General features: G+C 67.6%; 18 protein-coding genes. 8 read left to right on the plus strand and 10 right to left on the minus strand.

Annotated features, from left to right (window positions below; genetic code table 11):
• Nucleotides 1-85: 85 nt before the first annotated feature.
• Nucleotides 86-1,552: a peptide ABC transporter substrate-binding protein gene (locus tag NP4_RS09615; protein WP_067995178.1), complete on the plus strand. Its 1,467-nt coding sequence runs from the start codon at nucleotides 86-88 to the stop codon at nucleotides 1,550-1,552.
• A gap of 3 nt (nucleotides 1,553-1,555) precedes the next feature.
• Here NP4_RS09615 and NP4_RS09620 read toward each other — a convergent pair whose 3' ends face one another.
• Both NP4_RS09620 and NP4_RS41990 read right to left on the minus strand, forming a co-directional pair.
• On the minus strand, nucleotides 1,556-1,990 hold the full coding sequence (locus NP4_RS09620; RefSeq protein WP_067995180.1) for a hypothetical protein: 435 nt from the start codon (nucleotides 1,988-1,990) through the stop codon (nucleotides 1,556-1,558).
• A gap of 59 nt (nucleotides 1,991-2,049) precedes the next feature.
• Nucleotides 2,050-2,835, minus strand: coding sequence for a hypothetical protein (locus NP4_RS41990; protein WP_067995183.1), 786 nt, complete (start codon nucleotides 2,833-2,835; stop codon nucleotides 2,050-2,052).
• A gap of 214 nt (nucleotides 2,836-3,049) precedes the next feature.
• On the opposite strand from NP4_RS41990, the gene NP4_RS09630 reads away from it, so the two are divergent.
• A complete protein-coding gene (locus NP4_RS09630; protein ID WP_373863819.1) occupies nucleotides 3,050-4,000 on the plus strand; it encodes a hypothetical protein in 951 nt (316 codons plus the stop codon).
• 142 nt (nucleotides 4,001-4,142) lie between these two features.
• Here the strand turns inward: NP4_RS09630 and NP4_RS09635 are convergent, their stop codons facing one another.
• Nucleotides 4,143-5,615, minus strand: a complete 1,473-nt coding sequence (locus tag NP4_RS09635; RefSeq protein WP_067995188.1) for a flavin-containing monooxygenase — start codon at nucleotides 5,613-5,615, stop codon at nucleotides 4,143-4,145.
• Between the two features lie 160 nt (nucleotides 5,616-5,775).
• Here NP4_RS09635 and NP4_RS09640 point away from each other — a divergent pair, with 160 nt between their 5' ends.
• Nucleotides 5,776-6,453, plus strand: coding sequence for a PAS and ANTAR domain-containing protein (locus NP4_RS09640; protein WP_067995190.1), 678 nt, complete (start codon nucleotides 5,776-5,778; stop codon nucleotides 6,451-6,453).
• A gap of 3 nt (nucleotides 6,454-6,456) precedes the next feature.
• On the opposite strand, the gene NP4_RS09645 is transcribed toward NP4_RS09640, so the two are convergent.
• Nucleotides 6,457-7,653 carry a cytochrome P450 gene (locus NP4_RS09645; protein ID WP_067995193.1) on the minus strand — a complete coding sequence of 399 codons (1,197 nt, stop codon included), beginning with the start codon at nucleotides 7,651-7,653 and terminating at the stop codon, nucleotides 6,457-6,459.
• A gap of 207 nt (nucleotides 7,654-7,860) precedes the next feature.
• Here NP4_RS09645 and NP4_RS09650 point away from each other — a divergent pair, with 207 nt between their 5' ends.
• Nucleotides 7,861-8,550: a GbsR/MarR family transcriptional regulator gene (locus NP4_RS09650; protein ID WP_067995196.1), complete on the plus strand. Its 690-nt coding sequence runs from the start codon at nucleotides 7,861-7,863 to the stop codon at nucleotides 8,548-8,550.
• Between the two features lie 8 nt (nucleotides 8,551-8,558).
• Here NP4_RS09650 and NP4_RS40820 read toward each other — a convergent pair whose 3' ends face one another.
• Nucleotides 8,559-8,708 (minus strand): hypothetical protein, encoded by a 150-nt coding sequence (locus NP4_RS40820; protein WP_156524901.1) that lies wholly within the window; start codon nucleotides 8,706-8,708, stop codon nucleotides 8,559-8,561.
• 41 nt (nucleotides 8,709-8,749) lie between these two features.
• On the opposite strand from NP4_RS40820, the gene NP4_RS09655 reads away from it, so the two are divergent.
• The 3 genes from NP4_RS09655 (at nucleotide 8,750) to NP4_RS09665 (ending at nucleotide 11,611) form a co-directional block, all read left to right on the plus strand.
• Complete coding sequence (locus tag NP4_RS09655; protein WP_067995199.1) at nucleotides 8,750-9,475, plus strand: LGFP repeat-containing protein; 726 nt, start codon at nucleotides 8,750-8,752, stop codon at nucleotides 9,473-9,475.
• 15 nt (nucleotides 9,476-9,490) lie between these two features.
• On the plus strand, nucleotides 9,491-10,156 hold the full coding sequence (locus NP4_RS09660; protein WP_067995202.1) for an alpha/beta fold hydrolase: 666 nt from the start codon (nucleotides 9,491-9,493) through the stop codon (nucleotides 10,154-10,156).
• Nucleotides 10,157-10,348: 192 nt separating this feature from the next.
• Entirely contained in the window at nucleotides 10,349-11,611 is a 1,263-nt protein-coding gene (locus NP4_RS09665) for a DoxX family protein (protein WP_245997919.1), read from the plus strand.
• Nucleotides 11,612-11,615: 4 nt separating this feature from the next.
• Here the strand turns inward: NP4_RS09665 and NP4_RS09670 are convergent, their stop codons facing one another.
• Complete coding sequence (locus tag NP4_RS09670; RefSeq protein WP_067995205.1) at nucleotides 11,616-12,194, minus strand: TetR/AcrR family transcriptional regulator; 579 nt, start codon at nucleotides 12,192-12,194, stop codon at nucleotides 11,616-11,618.
• 53 nt (nucleotides 12,195-12,247) lie between these two features.
• Between NP4_RS09670 and NP4_RS09675 the strand changes: the two genes are divergently transcribed.
• Nucleotides 12,248-13,102 (plus strand): phytanoyl-CoA dioxygenase family protein, encoded by an 855-nt coding sequence (locus tag NP4_RS09675; RefSeq protein WP_067995208.1) that lies wholly within the window; start codon nucleotides 12,248-12,250, stop codon nucleotides 13,100-13,102.
• A gap of 2 nt (nucleotides 13,103-13,104) precedes the next feature.
• On the opposite strand, the gene NP4_RS09680 is transcribed toward NP4_RS09675, so the two are convergent.
• The 4 genes from NP4_RS09680 to NP4_RS09695 all read right to left on the minus strand — a co-directional run bounded on the left by NP4_RS09680 (nucleotide 13,105) and on the right by NP4_RS09695 (nucleotide 15,304).
• Complete coding sequence (locus NP4_RS09680; protein WP_067995210.1) at nucleotides 13,105-13,533, minus strand: VOC family protein; 429 nt, start codon at nucleotides 13,531-13,533, stop codon at nucleotides 13,105-13,107.
• A 70-nt stretch (nucleotides 13,534-13,603) separates the two neighbouring features.
• Entirely contained in the window at nucleotides 13,604-13,981 is a 378-nt protein-coding gene (locus tag NP4_RS09685) for an SDR family NAD(P)-dependent oxidoreductase (RefSeq protein ID WP_211335881.1), read from the minus strand.
• 88 nt (nucleotides 13,982-14,069) lie between these two features.
• Nucleotides 14,070-14,945, minus strand: a complete 876-nt coding sequence (locus tag NP4_RS09690) for a sigma-70 family RNA polymerase sigma factor (protein WP_245997917.1) — start codon at nucleotides 14,943-14,945, stop codon at nucleotides 14,070-14,072.
• Complete coding sequence (locus NP4_RS09695; protein ID WP_067995213.1) at nucleotides 14,942-15,304, minus strand: VOC family protein; 363 nt, start codon at nucleotides 15,302-15,304, stop codon at nucleotides 14,942-14,944. Before NP4_RS09695 ends, NP4_RS09690 begins: the two co-directional genes overlap by 4 nt.
• Nucleotides 15,305-15,332: the final 28 nt, after the last annotated feature.

Below are 15,332 nucleotides of genomic sequence, written 5' to 3' on the forward strand. Positions count from 1 at the left end.
CGCGGCGGCGATACCCGAGCATCGATACCCCTACCGGGAGAACATCTTTCACACACCGAGCGGGCGCGCGGGGAATGATGTTGTCATGTCCGCTCGTCTACGCCCGATCGTCGTGCTGGCGGCGCTGCTGCTCGGCATGACCGGCTGCGCGCAATCACCCGCACCCCCGCAGCCGGGCGTGCTGACGGTAGGAGTCGGCGAACCGGCGAGCCTACTACCCGCCGACCTGCACGATCAGATGAGCCGGATGATCGTCGGCGCGCTCTGGACGCCCCTGGCCGACTACGACGCGGCGACCGGCCGGAGCACCCCGCGGGCCGCGGAGTCCATCACCAGCGCCGACCGGATCACCTGGGATGTGACGCTGCGCCCGGGCGGCCGGTTCCACGACGGCACACCGGTCACCGCGAAATCCTATGTCGACACCTGGCGCGCGGTCGTGGCCGAGCACTGGCCGGGATCGAGCGCACTGACGAAGGTGTTGCGCGCCAAGGAGATCAGCGCCACCGATGAGCACACCATCCATATCGTGCTGGACCGCCCCTTCGGTCAGGCCCCGGCGGTACTCGCCGCACCGGCTCTGCTCCCCCTGCCCGATTCGGTTCTGACATCACGGGACTGGGCCGGATTCGCCGCCAACCCCGTCGGCAACGGCCCGTTCCGCATGGCCGAGCCTTGGCGGCCCGGTTCGGGTGGTCGGCTCGTGCGAATCGACGACGCGCCCGGCAAGGCACGCGAAATCCAATTGCGGGTCGGCGATTCCACCGCGCAGTACGACGCGGTGAAGACGGGCGCGCTCGATCTGGCGAGCGAGGTCCCCGGCGAACGCCACGAGGCCATGCATCACGATTTCGCCGACCGGCACGCGATGTGGCCGCTGCCGGAGGCGGGATACCTCGCATTCCCGGTGTCCGACAAGCGATTCGAGGATCCGACCGCCCGCCACGCCTTCGCGATGGCGGTGGACCGCACGGCCCTGGCGGCCGGTCCGCTGGCCCAGCAGGTCGATCCGGCGGCATCGATCCTGCCTCCCGGTATCGCACCGGGAGTCCGCTCGGGCGCCTGCCGCCCGTGCGTCCATGATCAACCCGCGGCGAAATCCCTACTCGACCAAGCCGCCTTCACCGGCCCGGTCACCCTGTATTTCGATGCCGGACAACAGAGCTGGGCGAAACCGCTGGCCGATCAGCTCGCGACCGCGCTCGCTCTCGCGATCACCGCGACCCAGCGTGACGGCGAAACGAGCCGAAGCGCCGACGGCCCCTTCGCCGTGACGATCGCGCCGAGCACCCCCAGCCCGCACGAACCGCTCGCCGCTCTCGCCGAGATCAGCGGCTACACCGATCCGGGCTTCACCCAACTGCTCGCCGCCGCCGAGGCGGGCGCGGACGACAGCGCCCAGCTGTATCGGCTCGCCGAAAACCAACTGCTGCGCGATCTCCCGATCGCGCCGCTGTGGTCCGGCCACGGCCACGCGGTCTGGGCACAGCGGGTGCACGACGTCACCGCGACGCCGCTGCGCGGAATCGACCTCGCCGCGATTTCGGTGTGACCGTCAGCCCACGATGCGGACCGGCTTCGCGCCGGTGCAGGCCCGAACGGTCTGCCCCTGCACGAGCGCGACGGTCACGGTGCCGCCGGATTCATTGGGCAGCGCCCGGCCCGGCGCCACGAGCCGACCCGCCCACTCGTGCTGAGCGCCGTCGCAGTCGACCATGACCGGCCCGTCGAGCCGAATGGCGATCGGCCCGCCGACGCCGCCGCGGAACATCTGTTCCAGCGACCCGTCGGTGACATCGACCCCGGCGACGCCGCCGCCGTCACAGGCCGCGGTGCCCTTGATGGTCAGTGTGGTGACGTTGTAGGCGAGCTCCGGTTGGACCGCGATGGACGCGCCGTCCTCGGCCGAGGCGGGCGCGGCGAGCGGTCCCGAGCAGCCGATCGCAGCGACGACCAGCGGCAGCGCGGCGCGCAGTCGAATGTGAAACATGGATGGACCTCCTGTCGATGCCTGATCGCAAGATGCCAACCTGATCATCATCGCAGGTACTACCGGGTCGGGTGATTCCACCCGGACGGTGTCGGCGTCGTGGTCCGCGTCGTAGTCGACGGCGTCGTGGTGGGTGTCCGGGTCGGCGTGGTGGTCGGGGTCGCCGTGACCGTCACGGTGGTCGTGGGGATCGGCGCGGGCCGCGGCGACGGCCTGGTGCACGGACTGCGGCGCTGCGTGGTCGTCGGTGTCGTAACCGTCACGGAGACAGTCGGTTTCGGCCGCGCCCACGGCGGACGCAGGACGCCGCACGGGATCGGCGGACGGCCCTGGACATAGAGGAACAGCTCGATGTGCAGCGCCACCCGGGAGTCGGGCGGGACGACCGTCGCGGTGGTCGTGATCGGCGGGGAGGTGGTGTCGGTCGTGGTCGTATCGACGGTGGTGGTGCTCGACTCGGTGGTCGATTCGGTCGTCGACGCCACCGCCTCGGTGGTATCGGTCGTCGAGGTCGGCGTCTCACCGGTTTCGACGGTCTGCGTGCCCGGATCGGTGGCGTCGGTGGGCGGCGGATCGGTGGCGTCGGCGACCGGCGCGATCGGGGTGTCGGCCGGCGGTGTGTTCGTATCGGTCTGCTCGGACGCGGGGTCCGGCGGCGGCGGTTCGGTGGAGGTCGTCTCCTGCGGCAGCACGTCGACCGGCTGGGAGGTCGAATTGTCGACCGGCGCGGCGGCCAGCTGCTGCTGGGTCCCTGGATTCGGGGTGCCGACCGGAGCCGCCGAGGCCGACGCCAGCAACCCCACCACCGCCAGCACGGATACGGTGATCGGGGCCGAGATACGCATCCGGGCAATTGCTGTCGACGAAAACCATTGCTGGACACGGTAATACGCGTCACGCACCCAAGCATGGTAAACGAATCGGACACCGCCCGCCCGGCTTTCGGCTCCCGGAACGCGCCTACCCCTACTCGGCAGCGATGTCCGCGCCCCTGGCGCAACCCCCACCTGCGGCCCAGAATCGAAGGTATATGCACCATTGAATCCGAAGGGACAGGCAATGGTCGATTCACTGTTCGCGGACGTCTCCGAATTCCAGATTCCGGTCGACGACTCCTACCCGTACCAGATCTTCTCGCACCGCTCCAACGACGGCACCTACCGCGATCACAACTTCTACGACAACTACGCCTGGTCCGCCGCGGCCGCGGACGCCGGACGTATCTCGTGTTTCATCGTCTATTTCTACTGGCGGCCCAACTGGCTGGACACGATCAACACCCATCGGGACATGATCGGCCAGGCGGGCGGCCCGCATCCGAAGATGATCTCCATGGTCGACGTGGAATCGGGCGGCAATCCCGGCGGCGACCAGTCCGACGGCATCAATCGCGCCTACTGGGGTATGGCCGACTGGCTGGGCTCGACCGCGCGGGTCATCGGATACGCCAATCGTTCCGACTTCTTCACCATGTGGCCGGTGCGCCCGGACGGCCTGCGCGTCATCGGCGCGGGCTACGGCAGCAATCCCCTGCTGCCCGGCCAGATCGCCCATCAGTACACCGACGGTCGCGGCTACGGCGGCGGCCTGCCCGAGGGCGCCCCGCCGTTCGGCAACTGCGATATGAATTCCGCCGACGGCCTGTCACCGGAGGACTTCGCCAACGAATGCGGCGTCGGCACGGTCGCGCTGGATCCGGTGAGCGACATATGGATTCAGTTCATGGGCGTCGGCGGGCGGGGCTGGCCACAACTGGCCGATCGCTCCCTCGTCGACGCGGTCGCCGCCATCGGCCACACCCTCGGCATCCCCGGATTCCATCCGGCCACGCGCCCGGACGCCGCGCCGCTGCCCCGCGACACCTCCGCGCGCATCCGGGAACAGTGGATCCAATTGCACGGCAACCGAGGTCAGGGCTGGCCCCAACTCGCGGGCCTGACCTTCGTGGACGCCATCGCCGCCATCGGCAACCACCTCGACATCCCCCAATTCCATTCGCCCACCGACTGACTCGCGGTCACGGCGCGCTCGTCATCGTCCGGCCGAGCCCAGCGCTGACGCGATACCGCCGAGAAAGTCGGAGACGGCGATATTGGCCGCGGCGATGGCCACCAGAATGAATTCCATATCGGGACCCGGGCGTATCGGGGCGTTAACCCCTCGCGGCGCTGCCGCGCAGGTGGAAGTCGTTCTCGTCGGGGGCGGCGAGCATGCTTTCCATGGTTCGGCGGTCGAAGGGCAGCAGGTCGATGGCGCCGCCCTCGGTGAAGTACCAGGAATTGCAACCGGTGTTCCACACGGTGGGTTCGAGCGCCTCGCCGACCTGGGCCCCGAAGCGCGCGGTGGCGTCCTCGGTGACCTCGACGGTGTCGAATTCCCCTGCGCTCCAACGCTCGAGCCATGCGCTGATGTAGCGGGCGGTGACCTCGGCCGCGTGATGCAGGGGAATCGAGCCGGTGGGTGAGTTCGGGCCCAGCACTGTGAACAGGTTGGGGAAGCCGGGGATCGCGGTCATTCGGTAGGCGCGCGGCCCCTTGGCCCAGGCGTCGTCGATCGAAATGCCGTCGCGGCCGGTGAGATTCATCGGCCGCATGTAGTTGTGCGCGCGGAAACCGGTGGCGAAGACGATCAGATCGACCTCGTGGTGCCGGCCGTCGGCGGTGCGGATTCCGGTCGGGGTGACCGCCTCGATCCCGGCGGTCACCAGTTCGGCATTGCGGGCGTGCAGCGCGCGGTAATAGCTGCCCGAGAGCACCTGCCGCTTGCACAGCGGCTGATAGTCGGGGGTCAGTTGTTCGCGCAGCCGCGGGTCGCGGACCTGGGCGCGCAGGCTCAGCCGCGCGAATTCCTGTACCGCCCGCCGCCGCCAACTCGGCCGGGTGACGATATCGGTGAACAGTCGTGCCCCGGTCATACCCGCCTGATACAGCGCCCGATTGAGCCTGGGCGCCCGATCGAGCAGCGCGCCGACCAGCGCGGGTTGCGGCAGACGCATCGGCGCCCAGATCACCCACTGCGGGCTGCGTACGAAATGGGTGAGCCGCCGCGCGTTCGGCTGCAGCGCCGAAACCACCTGCACGCCGGTCGATCCGGTGCCGATTACCGCGATCCGGCGTCCCGCGGTCGGCACCGCGTCGTCCCAGCGCGCGGTATGCAGCACATCGCCGGTGAACTCGTCCAGTCCCGGCAGCTCGGGCCACGCCGGATGATGCAGCACACCGGTCGCGGCGATGACGAAATCGGCGTCGTAGCCGTCACCGTCGGCGGTGTCGACCCGCCAGCCCGAACCGGTGAAGCGCGCCCCGACCACCTCGGAGTTCAGCCGCAGATGCGAACGCAACCCGAACCGTTCGGCCACCTCGGCCAGATAGCGCTGGATCTCCGGACCTGGCGCGAAGATATGCGACCAGTCCGGCTTGGGCGCGAATCCGAACTGATACAGCTGCGAGGGCACATCGCAGGTCAGTCCCGGATACCGGTTCCAATGCCACACCCCGCCGACATCGAACCCCTTCTCCAATATCACGAAGTCGTCGAAGCCGTTGCGCCGCAATGTAATCGCACTCGCGATGCCGGAAACGCCGGCGCCGATGATCACGATGCGGGGTGTGCGATCACGCGCCACGACCCACCTCCTAGACAGATACCAACAGTATTCGAATACCGACGGTATTGGGCGACGGGTATCGTGTCAATCTCATCCATCACCCCCTGAACACCCACTCGCTTCTATTGTGATGCGCGTGGGGCCCGAGCGCGGCTACCAATAGGGCAATACTGGACCCGTGACTCCTCCCGCGACGCCGGACACCTCGGACTCGGGCCTGCCCGCGCCGGGTGGGCCGACGGTCGGCAGCTTCCGGTTCTGGTTCGCCACGCAGCGGTGGGAATGGTCGCCCGAGGTCTACCGGATACACGGGTACGCCCCCCGGGAGATCGAACCGACCACCGAACTGATGCTGGCCCACAAACATCCCGACGACCGCGGCTACGTCGGCGACACCATCGCGCGCTGCATCGAATACGGCGAACCGTTCTCGAGCCGCCACCGACTGATCGACACCACCGGCGCCGAGCACACCGTCATGGTCGTCGCCGACCGCATCCTCGACGACCGCGACCGGCCCGCGGGAACGGCCGGTTTCTATATCGACCTCGGCGGCATGCTCGCCGAGACCGAACAGGACGTGCTCGACACCGCACTACCGCAATTGGTCGCCGACCGCGCGATCGTCGAACAGGCCACGGGCATGCTGATGTGGGTCTACCGGATCAGCGCCGAACAGGCCCTGAAGATTCTCACCTGGCGATCCGACGAGACCGGCACTCCCCTGCGCCTGTTCGCGGCCCGCCTGATCGCCGATCTGAGCCAGGAGCCGCCACTCCCCGCTTCGACCACCGCGGCCGTGGATCACCTCCTGCTCACCCTTCACCACCGCGCACCGGCCGAGAAGCCGCACTGAGCGCTACCAGGTGACCAGCAGGCGTCGCACACCATAGACGCCCATCGGATTCGGGCGCATCACGATGTCCTGCGCCGCCACCGCGAGCCGCAGATCCGGAAACCGGGACAGCAGGGCGGGCAGCGCTATTCGCATTTCGACCCGCGCCAGCTGCTGCCCCAGGCATTGATGGACCCCGTGGCCGAACCCGAGATGCCCGATCGCCGAACGCCCCAGATCGAGGCTGTCCGGCCGCTCGAACCGCGCGGGATCGCGATTGGCGGCCTGCAGCGAAAGCGATACCGTCTCACCGGCTTTGATCACCTGACCGGCCAATTCGACATCCTCGAGGGCGGCCCGGGTGGTGGTGTGGGCGACCGACAGATAGCGCATCAACTCCTCGACCGCGCGATCGATGAGATCGGGATCGGCGCGCAGCGCGGCCAGTTGTTCCGGATTGCGCAGCAGTGCGAAAGTGCCGAGCGCCAACATATTCGCGGTGGTCTCGAACCCGCCGATCAGCAGCAGCACACCGACCCCGGTCAGCTCCTCGTCGGTGAGATCGCTGCCGGTCAGATCGCCGAGCAGATCATCGGTCGGTCGCACGCGCTTGGCCTCGACCAGCCGCCGCATGTATTCCTGAGCCCGCGCCAGCGCCGCGAGACCCTGTTCGAGAGCCTCGCTCGGGGACAGGGCCGGATCGTTGAGCCGGGCGACGATCTCGGATATCAAGCGCTGGAACCGCTCCCGATCGGCCTCCGGCACACCGAGCATCTCGCAGATCATCACCGCCGGAACCGGATAGGCGAACGACTCGACCAGATCCACCGGGTCGCCGGCGCGTTCCATGGCGTCCAGATATTCGGCGCATGCCCGCCGCACCCGCTCGGCCAGCAGTCGCATCCGCCGCACGGTGAACTTGCCGGTCAACAGCTTTCGATAGCGCGTGTGCTCGGGCGGATCGAAGGCCAGGAAGTCACCGGGCGGGGCCGGGGGCAGCCGATCGCCCTGTGGGGAACGCATGAGCTCGGTGCGCGCGCTGAAACGCGGATCGGCCAGCACGGCGCGCACCGTGGCATGCCCAGTCGCCAGCCAGCCTTCGTGTCCGCCGGGAAACACTATGCGCGTCAGCGGGTTTCGATCGCGCCACAGCGCCAGTTCGGCGGGCGGATCGAACGGACGATCCTCGGGGCGCGCGGTGGGTATCGAGGCGGCGGTCATGGCGTTCCTCCCGGGTGCACAACTTTCGATATGCGCCGAACGCTAGGTTGCGTTCAGCAATGTCTCAACAAGCATCGGCCGACATTTTCCCATCACCGCAGGTAGATTTGATTCACACATGCAATGACCCTGCAACCGAACGCAATAGCGAACGGGTCCGATTGCAATGGGATGCCGCTGAACGCATGATCACGAAGGATTGCACCGATGCCAGGAGGCAGACTCACCCTGCACGAGCGGGAATGTATCGCGGCCGGTCTGGCCGACGGACTGGGCTACACCGAGATCGCGCGCCAGCTCGACCGACCGGCCTCCACCGTCAGCCGCGAGGTGACCCGCAACGGCGGACCCGGCCGCTATCGCGCCGATCGCGCGCACCGGGCCACCGTGGCGCGGGCGCGGCGCGGCAAAGCGTCCGCCGCGCCGCGTTCGGCCCCAGCGGGATTCGTCGTCGACAACGACGCGCTGCGCGAATTCGCCGACCACTTCACCGAATTGCTCACCGCCGAGGGCCTACCCCGCATGCAGGCGCGGGTGCTGACCTGTCTGCATCTCACCGATTCGGGCAGTCTCACCGCCGCCGAACTGGCGCGGCGGCTCGAGGTGAGCCCGGCGTCGGTCTCCACGGCCGTCCGCGCGCTGGAACGGCGGGATCTCCTTCGCCGAGAACGCGATTCGCCCCGCCGCGATCGCTACCGCATCGACAACGACACCTGGTACCGCGGCACCCTGAACCTCGCCCGCACCGCCGAGGCCCGGTTCCGCGCGGCCCGCCGGGGCGCCGAACTCCTCGGTCCGGCGACGCCCGCGGGCCAGCGGCTCGACGAGATGGGCCGACTCTTCGACTATCTCGGCCGGGAGATGGTCCTGGCCGTCGAACGCTGGCGCTCGACCTGACCCGGCGATCAGCGACGTCGCCGAGGCAGCAGCACGATGGCCGCACCCGCGAACATCACCACGACCGCGCCGGACACGAGGATCGGCGGGAGCTTCGCGCTGTCCACGGCGATCTCGCCATCGGCACCGCGGCCCTTGGCATCGGCCGTATTGATCACGCAGAATTGATGTCCAATGTCCTGGGGTGCAAGGAGGGGCCATGTCATCCCGCGCGTTCCGAGCCGCCACCGTACTGGCGGTGTTCACCACCCTCACGCTGACGCCCGTCGGGGCCTCCGCACAGCCGTATCCGATCTACGGCGCGATCCGGATCGAATACGACGAGGCCGGCGGCGCAACGTTTTTCGGCAATGCCATCAACGCGGAGTCCGACGCCGCCCGTGGCGGGCGCTGGCAGGAGTTCGAGAAGAACAGCTCGATCTATTGGCACCCACTGGTATCCGACGGTCACGCCAACCAGATCGGCGGTGCGATCCGCGCCAAATGGGCCGAGCTCGGCTGGGAGAACGGCGCGCTGCGCTATCCCACCACCCGGGAGCTGCCGACCCGTAAACCCGGGCGGTTCAACCACTTCGAGGGCGGCACGATCCACTGGTCGCAGTCGACCGGCGCGCACAATACCTGGGGCGAGATCCGCAACAAGTGGGCCACGCTGTCCTGGGAGGACGGCCGCCTCGGCTTCCCCGTCACCGACGAGTTCCGCGCCAAGAACGGCGGGGCGGGACAGCATTTCGAGGGCGGTTCGATCTACTGGTCCGCCGATACCGGCGCACGCGTGGTCGTCGGCGCGATCCGGGACACCTGGGCGAGTCAGAACTGGGAGAACGGCCGCTACGGCTATCCGATCAGCGATGAGTACGACTACAACGGCGGTCGCGCCCAAGACTTTCAGGGCGGCCGAATCGAATGGTATCCGCCGCGCTGACGCTACGGTCGAGCCGTGGCTACCTTCGTTCTCATCCACGGCGCCGGTGACGTCGGCTGGTACTGGCATCTGGTGGAGGCCGAGCTGCGCGAGCGCGGGCACGACACCGTGGCCCCGGATCTGCCCTGCGACAACGATTCAGCGGGTCTGCCCGACTACGCCGACACCGTCGTCGCCGCCATCGGCGACCGCACCGACCTGGTGATCGTCGCCCATTCGATGGGCGCGTTCACCGCCCCGCTGGTGTGCGAACGAGTACCCGCCGAACTGCTCGTCCTACTCACCCCCATGATCCCCGCCCCCGGCGAGTCGCCCGACGCCTACTGGTCCGCCTCCGGCTACGACCGGGAGGAACGAGACCGCTACGACGACACGATCGCCCTGTTCTACCACGATGTCCCACCCGCCCTGGCCGCCGAGGCCCTACGGCGCGGCCGCGCCCAATCCGAAGCCCGATTGGGCGAACCATCCCCGCTGCGCTCCTGGCCCGACGCCCCCACCCGAGTCCTGATCTGCCGCGACGACCGCATGTTCCCACCCGCCTTCCTCCGCCGCGTATCCCGCGAACGCCTCGGCATCACCCCCGACGAAATGAGCGGCGGCCACACCCCGGCCCTGAGCCATCCCCGCGAACTGACGAACCGCCTGACCGCCTACGCCGACGCCGTCCTGCCTCGCTGAACGCGATCGCCCACTGTTGCGATGGTGGTGCCAACCCCACCCCGGCCCGGGGGCGCACCGGATTTTCCCGACAGCCGTCGCTTCGTAGCGTCGACGCCGATCAATGACCTCTCTTCCAGGAAGGGGACCGGCGTGGGCGTTGGCTGGAATCCGTTGACCCGTATCGCATTCCGCTTATGCTTCATATATTTCGTGCTGTGGTGCCTCAGCAATTCGCAGATCACCGGTGTATTCCTGGGCTGGTTCGAAGCGCGGTTGCCCAGGGATGTGGTCGCCGGGCAGGAGTGGTTACTCACGCCCGCGGTGAAATGGTTGGGGCACAACGTCTTCGGCGTCGACGCCATACTACTCGACACCGGCAGCGGTGATCAGACCTATCACTGGGTATTGCTGTTCTGCCTGCTGGGTTTCGCGGCGGCGGCAACGGCCGTGTGGACCGCGCTGGATCGGCGACGTACCGAGTATCGACGGCTCGCCGGCTGGTTTCTGCTGTTCATTCGAGTCTGCCTGGGCGGGCAGATGTTCTACTACGGCGTGGGCAAGATGATTCCCCTCCAGATGCCCGAACCGGGACTGGCCACGCTGCTGCAGCCCTACGGTGATATGACGCGCATGTCGGTGCTGTGGAATCAGGTGGGAGCCGCCCCGAACTACGAAATCCTGCTCGGCACAGCGGAAGTGCTGGCCGGACTGATGCTGTTCATCCCGAGAACCGCCGTCCTCGGCGCGATGCTGGCCCTGATCGATATGGCGATGGTGTTCGTCCTCGACCTGAATTTCGATGTGCCCGTGCGGATCGGATCCGGTCACCTCATGCTGATGAGTCTGCTGCTGCTCGCTCCCGAGGCGAAGCGGCTGGCCGCGGTGCTGGTGCTCGATCGGCCGTCCGGCCCGCCGACCGCGCCCCGCCCGTTCCACACGCCACGATCGCGACGCCCCGCCGCGATCACGCAACTCGCACTGGGTATTTGGATCATCTTCGCGCAGGTTCATGATGATTGGGGCTACTGGAACAAGTACGGTCCGAACCGTCCCGAACCGCCGCTGTACGGAATCTGGACGGTGCGGGAGTTCACTCGCGACGGCCAGGACCTTCCGCCGCTATTGACCAACGAGAATCGTTGGCAGCGAGTGGTTTTCGATACTCCCGGCCTGATGCAGTATCAGCGGATGGACGGCACGCTGGTACCCGCGCGACTGGAGATCGATCCGCAGGCGCATCGCCTGCTGCTACGGACCGCCGAAGCGCCGGCCACGATGCATCGGACACAACCGCGACGGCAGCCGGAATCGGTGGGCGCCTTCACCTTCCAGCAATCGGCTGCGGATCGGCTGCGCTTGGACGGCGAATTCAACGGTCACCCGGTCACCGTCACGCTCGAACGGTTCGACGAGAACACATTTCCGTTGCGCGATCGCGAATTCCGCTGGGTGCACGAATATGCCGGATTCTGAGCCGTCACACGATACCGAGGGCATTGCCGGTCAGACGCCAGAGCCGATCGGTGGCCTGTTCGACGGTCGGGCGCGGGGTCAGGCGCAACTGCTGGGCGATGCCGTGGCGCAGACCGCCGATCACATAGGCGCCCGCGCTGTCGGGGTCGATGGATGCCGGGATCTGGCCGGTCTCCTGGCCCTCGCGAATATTGTGTGCCGCGGCATCGCTCATAGCACGCACGTAGACGCCCTCCAGCTCGGTCAGTTCGAGGACCGGCGCGGCGCGGTTGAGCAGGAGCGGCGCGAGCGGATCGCCGAAATGATAGGCGACGAATCGGCGGGTCCGCTCGCGCTCGCGCGCACCCCAGCCGACCGCCTGGGGCAGGTGAGCATCGGCGATGGCGTGAGCCAGCCCGTCGTAGAAACCGTCGTAGATCGCCGCCAGCAGACCGGCTTTGGACCCGAAGTGGTGATACAGCGCACCGGTGCTCAACCCCGCGCTGCGGGTCAGCGCGCTCAGCTCCAGATTGCCGTTGCCACTGACCAGGGCCTCGCGGGCCGCGTCGAGAAGTTGTTGACGTCCGATCGGTGCGCGTGCCACAGTCGAACCATAACAGAATTCAGTTATGTTTCAGCCGCAGGAGGAGTTCCCTCATGAGTTCGGACCTGTCGTCAGCGGTGGATCTGGGTGGTGACCTGGCCGGAACCTATCGGTGGACGGCCAGCAGCGGGGCGGGCGTCGACCCGGCGATCGTGGAGGCCGATCTCGCGACCCTGCGACGCGACGGCTATGTGATCCTGCCCGATCTGTTGACCACCCCCCAGCTCGACGCGATTCGCGAAGCCGTGGGACCGCTGCTGAATCGGCAGGGGCGCAACACCTTCGAGGGTCACACGACACAGCGCGTGTACAGCGTGCTCAACAAGACCCGCGCCTGTGATCGGATCGCGGATCATCCCCGCGTCCTCGCGCTGCTGGACCGGATGTTCCTGCCGAACTATCTGCTGTCGATGCTGCAGGTGATCAATATCCTGCCCGGCGAGCGGGCGCAGATGCTGCACACCGACGACGGCTTCTATCCTCTGCCCCGCCCGCGCGCGGCCCTGGGCGCGGCGACGATCTGGGCCATCGACGATTTCACCGCCGACAACGGCGCGACCGACATCATCCCGCGCAGCCACGAGTGGGGCGAGCGCCTGCCCCGCGACTCCGAACGCGAACCGGTCGTCATGAGCGCGGGCTCGTGCGTCTTCTTCCTCGGCACCCTCTGGCACGGCGGCGGCGCGAACCGTACCCCGCACCCTCGCCTGGCCCTGACCGCCCAGTACTGCGAACCGTGGCTGCGCCCGCAGGAAGCCTTCACCCTCTCGACAACCCGCGACACCGTCCGCGCGGTCTCCGAGGACATCCGCCGCATGCTCGGCTACAGCATCCACCCACCGTTCATCGGTCAGGTCGACGGCATGCACCCCAAGCGCCTGCTGGAACCGGACGCACCGGAGGTCTGAACTCAGCCGTTCAGGAAGTAGACGACCTCCCACATATGCCCGTCGGGATCCGCGAAGTAGCCCGCGTAGATTCCCCACGGGCGTTCCAGCGGGGCCCGGACGATGACGCCGCCCGCCTGCCGCGCGCGTTCCAGCACGCGATCGACATCATCGCGAGCATCCACGAAGTACCCCAGGCTCATCGGTGATCCGGCGATGCGGTCGGTATCGACACCGGCGTCCTTCGCGAGGTTCTCCCGCGAGTACAGCGACAGAATGAGCCCGCTCTCCAGCGTGAACATCACCGTAGCGCCGCCCGGATTCCTCTGATCCGCAACATATTCGGTACCGATGATCCCCGGCGAGGACAACCCCAACCCGTCCCGATAGAACCGCAGCGACCGCTCCAGATCCGCGACCCCCAGGGTGATCGCGGCAATATCGATCTTCATTGCAAGACTCCTTTCCTCGCGCATCAGTCAACGCCGAGCGCGAGGAGCGGTCTTGAAGAAATCGGACGAACTAGGGCGCTTCAGCCAACGACAGGCTGTTTCGATCGGGATGCCATGCGCCGCGAGGCACCTCATCAGCGCCCATGATGTTGAGCCCCGCATTGTGCACCAGGATGTCGATCCCCGACTCCCCGTGCGCGCGCAGCCCGGCCTCCAATTCGCCGGTGAGCGAATCGACATCACCGGGAACGCCCAATTCCGCGCCCACGATGAAGGCCCGGCCACCGGCCCGCTCGATCGCCGCCGCGGTCTCCTTCGCGGCCGCCTCATTACTGCCGTAATGCACCCCGACCAGCGCACCGTCGCGGGCCAGCCGTTCGGCGATACCGCGCCCGATACCCCGGCTGCTACCGGTGACCAGCGCGACCTTTCCACTCAGGTCTCCCATGTCGCTACCTCCTTACTCGCTCGAGTGGATCGGCCGATCCGGTACGACATCAGGCTAATTCGGCGCATCGACGGTAGGCGGCCAACTTCTACCCCGAGACGGCCAATCGGATCGAGGCGAGTTTGGCCGGGTCGACGACAATGTGGATGGCGACGATCCGGCCTTCGGCCACCACGAATGCGATGAGCGACAGGGGCGTTCCATCGCCGCGCCACGACATATGTCCCGGAAGGCCGTCCACCAGCACGGGCCGATGCCGCGCGACCTCGCCGGAGAACATGCGGGCCCCGGCCGCGACCTCGGTCGCGCCCAGCGTGACCACCACGCCGCCGGGGGTATCGACGGTCAACTTCACATTCGGGTCCAGCACCCGCAACAATGCCTCGAAATCACCACTCAGCGCGGCCGCGCGAAACGCTCGAACCACCTCGCGCCCGGCACGATCCGCGCCCATCGGCCGTTCCGCCACCCGGACCTTGCGCCGCGCGCGACTGGCGATCATCTTGGCCGCATCGGCGGATTTGCCCAGAATCTGGCCGATCTCGTGGAACGAGACGCCGAACATATCGTGCAGCACCAGCGCCAGCCGCTCCCCCGGGGCGAGAGAATCGAGTACGACCAGCAGCGCGAGGCCGACCGAATCGGCCAGCGCCACTTGCTCATCCGGCGTCGGATCGTCATCGGGCGTCACCACGAACTCCGAAAACTCACTCCCATAGGAGGTTTCGGGGCGGGCCTGACGAGAGCGCAGCAGATCCAAGCTGATTCGACCGACGACGGTGGTCAACCAACCCGCCACATTGTCGATGGCCGCCGCGTCCTGGCGGACCAGGCGCATCCACGCCTCCTGGACGACATCCTCGGCGTCGGCGTGCGAGCCCAGCACGCGGTACGCGACGGCGCGCAGCCGATCGCGCTGGGCCTCGAACACCTCGGCCATGACGCCGGACGAGCGGGCGGTCACCGCTTGGACTGCTCACGCAGCGAGATCAGATTGCCGTCCGGATCCCGCGCCCCGATCCGCACGCCGAACGGATAGTCCTCGGGTTCGGATCGATCGAACGCGACGCCGCGCTGCCGCATGACCTCGAAATCCTTTCGCAGATCCTCGGATTCGAGAACGATCGGGCCGGGCTCGGCACCGGCCGCGTGCGGCCAGAGGATGATCTGCGCCGCATTGCCGGGAACGCCGACGGTGAGGAAACGTCCCTCGGGTCCGGTGACGTCGATCCGCTTCTCCAGGCCGAGCCTTTCGGTGTAGAACTCCAGCGCGCGGTCCTGATCGGTGACGTAGATCGTCACGAACATGATGTCTGTCAGCATCCTGCTTCTCCATTCACTCACCGATACG

This window comes from Nocardia pseudobrasiliensis NBRC 108224 (assembly GCF_001613105.1).
GTDB lineage: Bacteria > Actinomycetota > Actinomycetes > Mycobacteriales > Mycobacteriaceae > Nocardia > Nocardia pseudobrasiliensis.

Bases quoted from the DNA above. Each gene is read 5' to 3' on its own strand.
- NP4_RS09615 (WP_067995178.1), top strand. From the start codon at position 86: ATGTCCGCTCGTCTACGCCCGATCGTCGTGCTGGCGGCGCTGCTGCTC.
- NP4_RS09620 (WP_067995180.1), bottom strand. From the start codon at position 1,990: ATGTTTCACATTCGACTGCGCGCCGCGCTGCCGCTGGTCGTCGCTGCG.
- NP4_RS41990 (WP_067995183.1), bottom strand. From the start codon at position 2,835: ATGCGTATCTCGGCCCCGATCACCGTATCCGTGCTGGCGGTGGTGGGG.
- NP4_RS09630 (WP_373863819.1), top strand. From the start codon at position 3,050: ATGGTCGATTCACTGTTCGCGGACGTCTCCGAATTCCAGATTCCGGTC.
- NP4_RS09645 (WP_067995193.1), bottom strand. From the start codon at position 7,653: ATGACCGCCGCCTCGATACCCACCGCGCGCCCCGAGGATCGTCCGTTC.
- NP4_RS09650 (WP_067995196.1), top strand. From the start codon at position 7,861: ATGCCAGGAGGCAGACTCACCCTGCACGAGCGGGAATGTATCGCGGCC.
- NP4_RS09655 (WP_067995199.1), top strand. From the start codon at position 8,750: ATGTCATCCCGCGCGTTCCGAGCCGCCACCGTACTGGCGGTGTTCACC.
- NP4_RS09675 (WP_067995208.1), top strand. From the start codon at position 12,248: ATGAGTTCGGACCTGTCGTCAGCGGTGGATCTGGGTGGTGACCTGGCC.
- NP4_RS09680 (WP_067995210.1), bottom strand. From the start codon at position 13,533: ATGAAGATCGATATTGCCGCGATCACCCTGGGGGTCGCGGATCTGGAG.
- NP4_RS09685 (WP_211335881.1), bottom strand. From the start codon at position 13,981: ATGGGAGACCTGAGTGGAAAGGTCGCGCTGGTCACCGGTAGCAGCCGG.
- NP4_RS09695 (WP_067995213.1), bottom strand. From the start codon at position 15,304: ATGCTGACAGACATCATGTTCGTGACGATCTACGTCACCGATCAGGAC.